11 protein-coding genes are annotated in these 12,205 nt (G+C 68.1%); 8 read left to right on the plus strand and 3 right to left on the minus strand.

The annotated features are described in order from the left end of the window. Positions 1-16: 16 nt before the first annotated feature. On the minus strand, positions 17-196 hold the full coding sequence (locus P3W85_RS30990; protein ID WP_276267576.1) for a hypothetical protein: 180 nt from the start codon (positions 194-196) through the stop codon (positions 17-19). Between P3W85_RS30990 and P3W85_RS30995 the strand changes: the two genes are divergently transcribed. Beyond that, positions 120-845 (plus strand): TorF family putative porin, encoded by a 726-nt coding sequence (locus P3W85_RS30995; protein WP_017227205.1) that lies wholly within the window; start codon positions 120-122, stop codon positions 843-845. The genes P3W85_RS30990 and P3W85_RS30995 overlap by 77 nt on opposite strands. 46 nt (positions 846-891) lie before the next feature. On the opposite strand, the gene P3W85_RS31000 is transcribed toward P3W85_RS30995, so the two are convergent. Then, positions 892-3,162, minus strand: coding sequence for a PAS domain-containing protein (locus P3W85_RS31000; RefSeq protein ID WP_276267570.1), 2,271 nt, complete (start codon positions 3,160-3,162; stop codon positions 892-894). 187 nt (positions 3,163-3,349) lie between these two features. Here P3W85_RS31000 and P3W85_RS31005 point away from each other — a divergent pair, with 187 nt between their 5' ends. The 4 genes from P3W85_RS31005 to P3W85_RS31020 all read left to right on the plus strand — a co-directional run bounded on the left by P3W85_RS31005 (position 3,350) and on the right by P3W85_RS31020 (position 7,522). Continuing rightward, positions 3,350-4,951 (plus strand): histidine kinase, encoded by a 1,602-nt coding sequence (locus P3W85_RS31005; protein ID WP_276267571.1) that lies wholly within the window; start codon positions 3,350-3,352, stop codon positions 4,949-4,951. Between the two features lie 212 nt (positions 4,952-5,163). Then, positions 5,164-5,811 carry a two-component system response regulator NarL gene (gene narL, locus P3W85_RS31010; protein WP_017224687.1) on the plus strand — a complete coding sequence of 216 codons (648 nt, stop codon included), beginning with the start codon at positions 5,164-5,166 and terminating at the stop codon, positions 5,809-5,811. Positions 5,812-6,153: 342 nt separating this feature from the next. Continuing rightward, a complete protein-coding gene (locus P3W85_RS31015) occupies positions 6,154-7,197 on the plus strand; it encodes a DMT family transporter (protein WP_017224686.1) in 1,044 nt (347 codons plus the stop codon). A gap of 49 nt (positions 7,198-7,246) precedes the next feature. Further along, positions 7,247-7,522, plus strand: a complete 276-nt coding sequence (locus P3W85_RS31020; RefSeq protein WP_017224685.1) for a hypothetical protein — start codon at positions 7,247-7,249, stop codon at positions 7,520-7,522. Positions 7,523-7,739: 217 nt separating this feature from the next. Here the strand turns inward: P3W85_RS31020 and P3W85_RS31025 are convergent, their stop codons facing one another. Further along, a complete protein-coding gene (locus P3W85_RS31025) occupies positions 7,740-9,197 on the minus strand; it encodes a pyridoxal phosphate-dependent decarboxylase family protein (RefSeq protein ID WP_276267572.1) in 1,458 nt (485 codons plus the stop codon). 98 nt (positions 9,198-9,295) lie between these two features. Between P3W85_RS31025 and P3W85_RS31030 the strand changes: the two genes are divergently transcribed. From P3W85_RS31030 to P3W85_RS31040, 3 genes are all read left to right on the plus strand, one after another. After that, a complete protein-coding gene (locus tag P3W85_RS31030; RefSeq protein ID WP_276267573.1) occupies positions 9,296-9,679 on the plus strand; it encodes an ArsR/SmtB family transcription factor in 384 nt (127 codons plus the stop codon). Next, positions 9,676-10,758, plus strand: coding sequence for an SRPBCC domain-containing protein (locus tag P3W85_RS31035; protein ID WP_276267574.1), 1,083 nt, complete (start codon positions 9,676-9,678; stop codon positions 10,756-10,758). The genes P3W85_RS31030 and P3W85_RS31035 overlap by 4 nt, the downstream gene beginning before the upstream one ends. 190 nt (positions 10,759-10,948) lie before the next feature. Further along, positions 10,949-12,070, plus strand: coding sequence for a helix-turn-helix domain-containing protein (locus tag P3W85_RS31040; protein WP_276267575.1), 1,122 nt, complete (start codon positions 10,949-10,951; stop codon positions 12,068-12,070). Positions 12,071-12,205: the final 135 nt, after the last annotated feature.

The raw sequence follows: 12,205 nt of genomic DNA on the forward strand, positions 1-12,205 counted from the left end.
GCTCCCGTTACTGCGGTCACTCCGCCGCTTCGTCCTGTCGAAGGTAAATCATGAAACTGTCGCCATGCTGGGCCAGGGCGCTTGCCTCTGGCTGTTTCCTCGCCTCGGGGGCCGGCACGATGCCATGCGCGTTTGCGCAGGAAGAGCCGGCGGCGCCCGCCAGCCCGCATACCGTGAGCGGGAACGTCGCGCTCATGAGCAACTATGTCTTTCGCGGCATCACCTATACGCAGAACCGGCCGGCGCTGCAGGGCGGTTTCGACTACGCGCATGAGAGCGGCCTGTATGCCGGGATCTGGGGCACCAATGTCAGCCACAAGGCGATCAACGACGCCAGCCTGGAACTGGACCTGTACGGCGGCTACGCCCGCAGCTTCGGCGACTGGCGCTTCGATGTCGGCCTGCTGCAGTTCTACTATCCCGAGAATCCCAAGCTGCCGGGCTCGGACGACAAATACAACACGCTCGAACTGTACGGCGCCGTCGGCTGGCATATCCTGACCTTGAAATATTCGCGCACGCTGACCAACTTCTTTGGGTACAGCAGCGCCTCGATCGGTACCGGCAAGGGCAATTCGCATGGCAGCGGCTACCTGGAGCTGAACGCGGACGTGCCGCTCCCGCAGGATTTCACGCTGGGGCTGCACGTGGGCCGCCAGTGGGTGCGCAACTACGGCGAATACGACTATACGGACTGGCGCGCCGCCATCAGCAAGACCTTCGGCGGCGGCTGGACCGTCTCCTTCGCCTATACGGGAACGAACGCCAGCCGCACGCTGTGGGTGGCCGACGGCAAGCGCCTCGGCACCGCGCACTGGATCCTCGGCCTGAAGCGCACCTTCTGACGTCCCGATCTGCCGACCGTTGCCTGCCATGCGCGCCGGCGGCCATCTATGCATCCGGCGCGATCGGCTCCGCCACGCCGACCCGATGCAGCAACCGGCCCTGGGCGGCGAAGGTGTCGGGGCCGCCCGCCACCGCTACCGTTATGCCGTGCCGGGCCGCGATCTCCAGCAGGCGCTCCAGGCGGCCGGCTTCCTGGGTGCCCGGGCCGACGCGGATACGCCAGAAATCGGCAAGCAGGCTCCAGTCGGGCAAGGGCGGGCCATCGCGGGCGGCAGCCAGGGTGAGGTCCACCCCGAGGCGGATGCCGTTTCCCCGCAAACCTGCAAGAACGGCATCGAGGTCCGTCAGGCCGGGCTCCGCGCAGGGCGGCAGCAGCAGGTCGAGCTGGGCCGGTGCGGCCTTGCCGGCGATGGCGGCCAGGGCGCCGTGCAGGCCGCGCAGCACCGCGGCACTGAGCGGGGTGGCATTGAGGCACAGGCACAGCCGCTGGCGCGGCTTCAAGCGCGGCCGTGCCTGGTCGTAGATGGCGAGCAGGTAGCGTTCCACCAGCGCTTCCAGCATGCCGGCCCGGGATGCATGCAGGAACAGGTGCTCCGCGGGGATGATGCCGGTGCGCGCGGAATGCCAGCACGCCGCGCCTTCGGCCCACGCGGGGCCGCTGCCGGGCGGCACGACCTGGGCCAGGCTGACCTGCAGCCCTTGCGTATCGAAGCCGCGCGCGAACTCGCCCACGGCGCGGCGCCACGCCTGCGCCGAGCGCCGCGCCGCCTCGCCGGCGAAGGCAAGGCGCACCGTGCCGCCGGAGCTCTGCCATTGGGCCGAATACACGGCGCGCATGGCGTCGCGCAGCATGGTGCGGGCATCCGGGTAGCGTTCGAGGCTGAGCGCGATGCCGAGCCGGGCATTGATGGAAACCGAGGCACCGCCGATCTCGAAGGGCGTGTCCAGCAGGCTCGCGATGGTGTCCGCCAGCGTCAGCGCGGAGATCACGCCGGCCAGCTGGCGGTCTCCCAGCGCGCTGCCCGCGAAACGGGCCAGCCCGTCGAGGCCGGGGGCAGGGTCGGCGGGCGCCTCCAGGGCAAGGATCGCGAACTCGTCGCCGCCGCTGCGGCCGGCCGAGACGCCCGCCTTGCAGCAGGCGGCGAGCCGTTCGCCCAGCAGGCCCAGCAACTGGTCGCCGAAGGCACGGCCATGCCGCTCGTTGATCCGCTTGAGGTTGTCCACATCCAGGCAGAGCAGCATGAAGGGCGCGCCGTACTGCAGCGCCAGGTCGATCCGGTCGAGCAGCAGGGCGCGGCTCTTGAGGCCGGTCAGGCGGTCGTGCAGCGGCTCGCGTTCGGCGCGCTCCTCGTCGCGTTTCTGGCTGCTGATGTCGGAGACGAAGCCTTCGATGGCGAGCAGGGTGCCGTTGCCGGCGAAAATGCCGCGGCTGCGTTCGTTGACCCATTTCTCCTGGCCCGCGCGGGTGCGGATGCGGTAGCGCAGATGGAAGGCCTTGTGCTGCGCCAGCTGGCTTTGCACATAATCCCAGACGTAGGCGCGGTCGTCGGGATGGATCAGTTCGTCGTAGGACGGGTGGTTGAGCAGGTCCACCGCCTCCAGCCCGGTCAGCTCGAAGCAGCCATCGCTGACGAACTCCATGGTCCAGCGCCGGTCGTTGCGGCAGCGGAAGGCCATGCCGGGCAGGTGGTCCAGCAGGGTGGACAGGCTGCGGTCGCGGGCGCGCAGCACGTCTTCCGCGCGCTTGCGCGAGTGGACATCGGTCATCGTGCCCGTGGTGCCGCACACCTGGCCATGCCCATCGAAGCGGGGCCGCAGCCGCACCTCCATCCAGCGCAGCTGCCCGTCATGGCAGATCAGCCGCGTTTCGTAGCGGCAGGCATCGCTGCTTTGCGAGAGGATTGTGAGAAACTGCTCGCGGTTGAGGGCTTGCTCGTCGGGATGGACATAGCGAAACAGCGAGGTGTGCAGGCATACGCGCACGTCCAGCATGGTGATGGATTTCCACGCATGATTCAGGAAATGAAAAACGGCGTCGGCATCGGTCTCGAACACGATGTCCTCGATGCCGTCGACCAGGGCGCGATAGTCGTGATGGGCCGGGATGGGGCCGGCTCCGGGCCGGGGCGCGATGGCGCCGGGCAGCCTGGCGGGCGCGCGGCGATTGGCGACGGCGGCCACCAGCACCAGGGTCAGCGCCGCGCCGAGGCAGGCGGCCGCGAGCGGCATGCTGGCAGGCAGCCAGCCCATGGTGGCGGCGATGGCGTAGCCGCAGGCGGCGGCCGCGCCGGCCAGGTACAGCCATACGGTCAGCATGATGCTCCCCTCACGCTAATCCCTCTTGTCTCCTTATTATTTCCCCGCATGCATTCGCGTTCGTTATTCCGGTATGCGCCGGTATGCGAACCCGCAGGGCTGAATGCGCATGGCGACCCAAGGTGATCCGATGAACTCCAACCCCGTGCCTTCCCGACGCGCCACGCCATCATACTTGCTTTTCCGCATGCGGCAACCGCATCCCGCGCGTGCATGGATGGTGGTGACGACGGTCGCCGCGCTGGCCGCGCTGGCGCTGATGGTGCAGCCCGTGCTGACCGCGGCCTGGTCCAGCGAGGCGGTGCGTTTCATGACCAAGGCGGCCGAATTGCGGCAGCGCGGCAGCGGCTTCGCGCGCGGCGATGAAGCGGGTGCCGGGGCGCGGCAATGGCTGGCGGAGGCGCGCGCGCTGCTGGCCGATCCGCCGTTCGGGTCAGCGCTTGCCGAGGCGGAACAAGCCGGCGCCTTCGCGGCCTCGCCGGGCAATACCGTGGCGGGCGCCATGCCGCTGCTGGAGCAGGCGGCGGTGGACGTTTCCGAATCGCTGCAGCGCCACCTGCGGGTCGATATCGCGGTACGCATTGCCTTGCTGATCGTTGCCGCGGGCGGCCTGCTGGTTGGCTTGCGGCTGCGGCGCCAGGCCGGCGAGGTCCCGGCGCACGCGGCGGGTGCGCCGGCCATGCCGCCGCAGGACCGCTGGCTGACGCTGCTGGACCAGGTCATGACGGCGCTGTCCGGCGAAGCGCTGGGACCCCAGGCCCTGCGCAATGTATGCCATGCGGTGGCCGACAGCCTGGCGGCGCGGGCCTGCGGCATCTGCCTGGCCGCCGAGACCAGCGAGGCGCTGCAGTTGCCGGCCGTGGTGCATGCCGGCGAGCTGGGCTGGGCGCAGGTGGAACGCGTGCGCACGCTGGCGGTGGCCGGCCCGCATACGGTGTTCGAAATGGAGGCGCATGGCGCGCCGGCGCGGGCGGGCGGCACCGGGGCCGGCATGGCGGTGCCCATCGGCGATGGCAAGGTGCGCCATGGCCACCTGTTCCTGGTGTTCGGCACCGCGCAGGAATGCCAGTTGCACGGCAGCCAGATCGCCGAGGCGGTCGGGCGTCACCTGGCGCTGGCGATCGGCGGCTTTTGCCGCATGCAGGAAGGACGGCGGGTTGCGCTGATCGAAGAGCGCGCGGCCATGGCCCGCGAACTGCACGACTCGCTGGCGCAATCGCTGTCCTATATGAAGATCCAGGTCAGCCGCCTGCGCACGCTGTCGGAACGCGGGGACGCGCGCGACGAGCTGGCGTCGACCGCCGAAGCGCTGCGCGAGGGCCTGAACGGCGCCTACCGGAAGCTGCGCGAGCTGATCACCACGTTCCGCACGCAGATCAACGCCAGGGGGCTGTCCGCCGCGCTGGCGGAGGCGCTGGACGAGTACGGCGCGCGCAGCAGCGTAGCCATGACGCTGGACAACCGCCTCAAGAGCTGCCGGCTCACCGCCAACGAAGAGTTCCACATCGTGCAGATCGTGCGCGAGGCCTTGTCCAACGTCGTGCGTCATGCGGGCGCGTCGCAGGCCACGGTCAGGCTGCTGCCGGAGGGCAACGGCGCGATCGCGATCACCATCGAAGACGACGGGCTCGGCTTCGAACCGGCGGCAGACCCGCGCAACCAGCATGGGACGGCCATCATGCGCGAGCGCGCGCTCAGCCTCGACGGCGCCCTGGCCATTACACCGCGTCCGGGCGGCGGATGCTGCGTTGCAGTGCGCTTTTGCCCCGTGAGCCAGCCGGACTGGTAGTGCGCGCGGCGCAATCAGGGAAATCCTGATGGGCGGCCGCTCCGCTCCAGGCCCGGCGGCGTCCACAAGAGCAGGGATGCCGTGTACCATCTCCGATACCCCTGCAAAACAGCCACCGGCACAGGTGGCGGTGCGGCCCGCGGCCCAGGCAGCAGCAAGCCGGAACAAGGCGCCGCGGCCGCGCAGAAATATAAGAATGGAGACAACTGGCCATGGAGACTGGCAATACGGTTCTGGTCATCGACGATCATGCCCTCTTCCGCAAAGGCCTGGCACAGCTCATTGCCATGGACGAGGATTTCCGCGTGGTCGGAGAAGCCGGCTCCGGCGCGGAAGGCGTCGACATGGCCGTGCGCATGCAACCCGACGTGATCCTGATCGACCTCAATATGCCGGGCATGAGCGGCATCGAAACCATCGGCGCCTTGCGGGAAAAACAGGTCGACGCACGTTTCATCATGCTGACGGTATCGGACAGCGAACGCGACGTGGTCTCGGCGCTGCGCGCCGGCGCGCATGGCTACCTGCTCAAGGATATGGAGCCCGAAGACCTGTGCGACTGTCTCAGGCGCGCGGCGAATGGCGCCTCGGTACTGAGCGAATCGGTCACCGGCAGCCTGATGCAGGTGGTCGCGACCAACCAGCGGGTGCCCGCCGCGCAGGCGGACCTGACCAGCCGCGAAGGCGAGGTGCTGGATTTCCTGGCCGAAGGCCTGTGCAACAAGACCATTGCACGCCAGCTCGGCATCAGCGTGGGTACCGTCAAGGTGCACGTCAAGCACGTGCTGTCCAAGCTGAACCTGCATTCGCGGCTGGAGGCCGTGGTCTGGCGCCACGAGCACCAGAAGCAGCGCCACTGATCTCCCGGCACCGATCCCGGTGCCTGCGTGCGCCCCGCAACCGCCGCCGTTGCCCCGGGCCCCGGCGGCCGGGAGGCGTGCGCGCCAGGCGCGCCGGCACCGCCTGCATTTTCCGGGGTGGATTGCCTCGCCCTCATGCCTCTTTGTAGGTATCTCCCCTTTGGATTATTGCCTGTCCGCCGCCTGCCTCCAATAATCCTCCTGCACCGCCGCGAGAATCTCCCGGCGTGACGGCGGCAGCGCCGCAGGACAAGAGGGCAAGAGGACAAGAGGGCAAGCGAGCAGCAGAACCAGAAGCTGGAAACAGGCGCGCATCCCGACGCGCTTACCACAGGAGGATTCATGACAACCGTCGGCCAGGCGAAAGCGGCATTCCGTGCCCGCAGTATCCGTTGGGGATTTATCTGGGCGCTATGGTGCGCGGTCTTGTGGGGCGCGTGGTACGTGCCCGGCGCGGCGGTCTGGAAGGAGGCGCCGTTCGCCGCGATGGATATGGCGAACCCCCGGCAGTTCCTGACCGCGGCGGCCGTCATCACGACGTTCAATGCATTCTCGGTGCTGCTGTTCCTCTTCCTGTGGCTGATCGTGCTGGGCAAGTTCCGGGATTTCGGCCGGACCCTGGTGCGCGTGCGGCGCATCTCCAAGTGGTACTTCGCCGCGGCCATCTTTGGCGGCCCGATGGCGATCTTCGGTTCCTTTCTCGCCATGGGATATGTGGGCGCCGTGTTCGCCGCCATCGCGGGGCTGCTGTATCCGATCATCGGCGCCAGCATCGCCCGGGTCTGGTACAACGAAAAGATCACCCTGCGCGCCGCGCTGGGCATCCTGGTCATCATCGGCGGCGGCATCGCCATCTACGCGCCCGGCATCCTGGGCGAACTGTCGGGCGCGTCAAGCCGGCATACCTCGTGGCTGGGCTATCTCGGCGGCGCGATGGCGGCGCTGGGCTGGGGCGTGGAGGGCGCACTGGCGGGACGCGCTCTCGATGTGACCGATCCGGATTGCGGCATCACCGTGCGCTTTACCGCCGAAGCCCTCTACTGGCTGTGCCTGGTGCTGCCGGCGCTGGCGCTGTTCGGCGATGTCGACGTGATCCACCTGATCGTGCAGACCTGGAATCTCAAGGCTATCACCTGGCTGTTGCTGGCCGGCATCACCTTCGGGTTCTGCTATGTCTCCTGGTACAAGTCCTTCCCCCTGATCGGCGTTGGCCGCGGGCAGGCGATCGCCGCGCTCTACGGTGCGTTTGCCGTGGTGTTCCTGGCGGCGTTCACGCTGCAGTTCCCCGCGTGGAATTTCCTGCTGGGCCTCACGCTGGTGGTGTCGGGCGCTTTCCTGATGTACACGGAAAAGAGCGACGTCCTCGAAGTGGTCCGCGCACTCTGAAGGTGGCGCAATATTCCCCAGGCGGGGACGACGAAACGGAGACGACGAAATGGCGAAAGTGCATATCAAGGGTTTCATATTGCAGCAGATCGCCGGCACCGACGGCATGTGGGATAGCGATATCGCCGCGTCGGTCTGCCAGGAGTATGGCAAGCAAGGACCCTACTGGGCCGGTTCGGTGCGGGTCATCCTGACCGACCTGTACTCGGGCGGCCTGGTGACCAGCGTCGAGGAACGATTCGATGCCTATGCCGACAAGATGCGGTTCCGCTTCCGGCTGAGCGACTTCGGCCGCCAGCGCATGCTGGATACCGGTTTGCTATAACCCCGCGCGAGTCATCGCCACATTGACCAAACATCGCTGCATCACCACATGTTCGAGGAGAATGCCATGTCGGATTTCTGGGGCTATCCGGGCGCGGACGTGCTCGCCATCGTCATCATCACGGCGCTCAGCCTGACCGCGCTGTATCACGCCAGGACCTTCGTCACCAAGATCTGATCCAGGTCTCCCGCGCGCGCAGGCCAGCCGGCGCGCCACGTCATCGATGCCTGGAGACAGTGCGCCAGGCGTCGATGATGCTGTCCGCGGCGCGGTCGATGTCGTCCTCTCCGGTGGGCCAGGAGATGACCGACACGCGCATCGCCTCGCGTCCCTTCCAGCGCGCGCCGCCGACATAGCAGTCTCCCGCCGACTGCACGCGCGCGATCACCTCCCGTGTCAGGCGGCCGGCTTCGGCATCGTCCTCGCCGGTGCCGAAGCCGGCAATGACCTGGTTGAGCGAGACGCTGTTCAGCACGGCAATGCCGGGCTCCCGTTCCAGCCGCGCGGCCATGCGGCGCGCCAGCCGGCAGTGGCGCGACACCATGCCGGCGATGCCCTCGCGCCCGAGATGGCGCAGCATGGCCCAGGTGGCAAAGCCGCGCGCGCGGCGCGAAAGCTCCGGCACATACTGCGAAGGATCGCGCTCGTCCACGTCCGCCGGGGGGAGGTAGCTGGCCGCCGCCGTCAACGCGCGCCGGTGCGCGTCCGGGTGCGCCACGATGGCGTAGCCGCAGTCGTAGGGCGTTTGCAGCCATTTGTGCCCGTCGGTCGCCCAGGAGTCCGCGCCTTCGAACCCGGCGGCCAGCGGGGCCGTTTCGGGGCAAGCCCGGGCCCATAGCCCGAAAGCCCCGTCCACATGCAGCCACGCGCCACGCGCGCGGATGTCCGGCAGCATTTCCGGCACCGGGTCGAAGGCGCCGGTATTGATCTGGCCAGCCTGCGCGATCACGATGGCCGGACCCTCGCAGCTCGCCAGCACGGCGCGAAACTGCGGGACCAGCATCGCGCCGTCGGGGCCCGCAGGCACGCGCTTCACGCGGTCCCGCCCGAGACCCAGCAGGCGCAGGGTGGCGAGGATGGAGGTATGCGCGTCGTCGCCCACCAGCACATGGATTTCCGGGGCGCCGAACAAGCCCTGCGCCTCCACATCCCAGCCGGCCTGCTGCAGCACATGGCTGCGCGCCGCCGCGAGGCAGGCGAAGCTGGCCATGGTCGCGCCGGTCACAAAGCCGACCGAAGCGCCGGCGGGCAGGCGCAGGATATCGAGCAGCCACCTGGCGGCGGTCTCTTCCGCCGCCGCGGCCGATGGCGCGCCGAGATGGTTGCCGCAGTTCTGCCCCCAGGCACTGGTGAGCCAGTCGGCGGCCACCCCGACCGGATGCGACGCGCCGACCACCCAGCCAAAGAAGCGCGCTCCGGTGGTGGGATGCAGGCCGGGTTCCGCCAGCGCGATCAGGGCATCGATCGTTTCCTCCGCGCCGGCGCCGGTCTCGGGGGTAGGGCCATGCCACGCCTGGCGGCACGTGGCATAGGACGCGGCCGGCTGTCCCGTGTCCGCGGCGACGGCCTCCCGGTACCGCGTGGCCGCCCTGGCGGCGCGGGCGAGAATGTCGAAATCGACCGCTTCGTTCGCTTCGACCGCTTCGTTCGCTTCGTCCGATTCCCTGCGCGGCATCCCTGCGTTCTCCCAAGCGTCGGCGTGATTGCGATGGTGCGGGCCATGCTACACGAACTCGCCTTGACTTTCGATTAACCTGTTGGTTAAATGAGTTCATGCCATCCCCAATCGACCCGCTTACCACCATCTTTGCCGCCCTGGCCGATCCCACCCGCCGCGCCATCCTGGCCCGGCTGGCGGAAGGCGAGGCACCGGTGAGCGAGCTGGCGCGCCCGTTCGCCATGTCGGCCCCGGCCATTTCCAGGCACCTGCGCGTGCTGGCGGATGCCGGGCTGATCGAGCGCGAAGTCAGCGCGCGCTGGCGTATCTGTCACCTGCGTGCCGCAGCCCTGCGGGATGCGCATGACTGGCTGGATACGTATCGCCGCCACTGGGAAGGCAACCTGGACCGCCTTGTCGAATTCGTCGAGCGCACCCACGCTGCGGACGCCGGCCAGGGCACCCGCAATGCAACCAAAGCCCGAGGGAAAAAATCATGACCGAAGCCGCTACCTTCCACCTGGAAATGACCCGCTTCATCCGCGCCCCGCGCGACAAGGTATTCGATGCATTCACCAGCCAGTCCGCGCTGGCCGCGTGGCATTGTCCGCGCGGCATGGGCGTGCTCGAAGCCACCGCCGACCCGCGTGTGGGCGGCAAATACCGCATCGTGATGGGCGGGCGCGACGGTGCGAAGCACATCGTCCGCGGCGAGTACCAGGCGCTCGACCGCGCCGACTTCCTCGCTTATACGTGGCAATGGGAAGCCGGCTCCCTGCCCCCCGATCTCAAGACCCTGATCGAGGTCACGCTGACGGAGCAGGACGGCGGCACCCACCTGCATATGCGCCATAGCGGATTCCCGGATACGCAGAGCCGCGATTCGCACCTGGGCGGCTGGCAGTCGGTGTACAACCGCCTGGCCGATTACCTGGATCCCAGCGGCAGCGCTGCCACCGTCACCGTGATCGGCGATCCGCGCAGCAGCTACTGCCGCACGGTGCGCATGGCGCTCGCAGAAAAAGGCGTGGCCTATACGCTGCAGCCCTTGCATCCGCACACGCCGGAGGTGCTGGCGCACAATCCGTTCGGCCGCATCCCCGTGCTGTGCGATGGCCCGATCTCCTTCTACGAGACCCGTGCCATCCTGGGCTATATCGACGAAGCCTTCGAGGGACCCAGCCTGCTGCCCCAGTGGGGCGTCACCGCCCATGCGCGCGGCGAGCAGTGGATCAGCCTGGTCAACTGCCATGCCTACGACGCCATGGTACGGCGCTACGTGCTGCAGTACGTCTTCCCCAAGGGGGAGAACGGCCAGCCCGACCGCGCCGTGATCGACGCGGCGCTGCCGGAGATCGCCCGGCATCTCGACACGCTGGAGCAAGCCTACGGCGAGCGCGACTACCTGGTCGGCACGGCGATGTCGATGGCCGACCTGTTCCTCGCGCCGATCCTGGCCTACGTCGGCATGTTCCCCGAAGGCGCGGCCTTGCTGGAGAAGTGTCCCAACGTGCAGCGGGCGCATGCCGCCATGCGCCAGCGGCCAAGCTTTGCTGCCACGCAGCCGCAGCTCGGCTGACGGGGGGGGCGGCACAGGAAATGCATGGCAACGCGCGGGGTGCTTTGCCGCAATGCGCGCCTGATGCCTTCCATTCGATATCATGCGGTCTGCGGCAGGCCTGCGCGCAGTGCCGCATGCGGTCCCGCTGCGGCGCGATGCCGCTGCGGGCCGTGCCGAAGGCCTCAACCTGAACCTCCCCGGGAGTCACGTGTCAGCCCCTGCAGCCGGACCCATCGCAGCGCAACCGCACACCGGCACGGAGGCCACCGGCGGCGCGCCGGCGGCAACGCCGCCGCAAGTGCATGTCAGGCTCGATGGGCAGGCGCACCCGGATGCCTGCGAACTCTGGCGCACGGCATTGTCGCCGCTCTTCGACGTCGAGATCGGCGCCAGGCCGGACGCCTTCTCCGGCGAGCTGAAGGTGTTTCACCTGGGCGATAGCCTGATCGCCCGCTGCAGCGGCGCTGGCGCTCATCGCTTCCACCGCGGCATCGTCGAGATCCGGCGCAGCAATATCGACCATATCCTTGTCCAGCATTACGTCAAGGGCGGGGTTCAGGGCGAATACGGCAAGCGGGCGCTCAGCGCGGGCGAGGGTTCGATCAGCCTGCTGGACCTGGGTCGGACGCTGGATAGCTGGACGCCGTCCTTCGCCAATATCACCCTGACGGTGCCGCGCGATCGCCTGCCGGCCTCGCTGCGGAGCTGGAACCTGCACGGTACCGTGCTGGATGCCGGCCAGGGTTCGACGCGGCTGCTGGCGTCTCACCTGTCGCAACTCATGCTGGCCGGCGCCTGCCTGACCGGCGAGGAGATGGCGGCCTCGGTCACCGCGGCGCTGATCATGCTGGAGGGCAGTGGCGCCAGGCTTCGGGATAGCGAGCCTGAAGTACAGACCGCGGCGCGCCGCAGCATGCGCAGGCTGGTGCAGCGCCATATCGAAGAACACCTGGGCGCGGAAGCGCTTTCGCCAGAGCAGGTCGCCGGCGTTTTCCGCCTGTCCCGGGCCAGCCTCTATCGCCTGTTCGAGCGTGACGGCGGCGTGAATGCCTACATCCAGGGCAGGCGGCTGGATCGCTGTTTCGATGCACTGGCCCGATCCAGGGGCAGCGGGCTCAGCATTGCGGAACTCGCGTATCGTTACGGCTTTTCCAATGAGAGCACGTTCAGCCGCGCCTTTCGCCGCCGCTTCAGCCTGAGTCCGCGGGAGGTGCGCGGGCTCGCGGAGCAGCCTGTGAATTGTTGGCCCGCCGTGCAGGAAAATGCAGGCGAGGCTGCTACCATCAATCGGTGGCTGGAAAGTCTCCGGGGTAGAGCCGCGGGTGCGTGAGCGTATCGGGTGCGTATCGCGCAGGGATCTGATTTAGGATTGCAGGGCCTAAAGGCGGAGTGGCGTCGGGCTCTTGGGCACATGGAGGTGTCACTTTTCTTTACTCGTAAAGAAAAGTAACCAAAAGAAAGCGAT

The sequence above is a fragment of the Cupriavidus basilensis genome (genome assembly GCF_029335485.1).
GTDB lineage: Bacteria > Pseudomonadota > Gammaproteobacteria > Burkholderiales > Burkholderiaceae > Cupriavidus > Cupriavidus basilensis_E.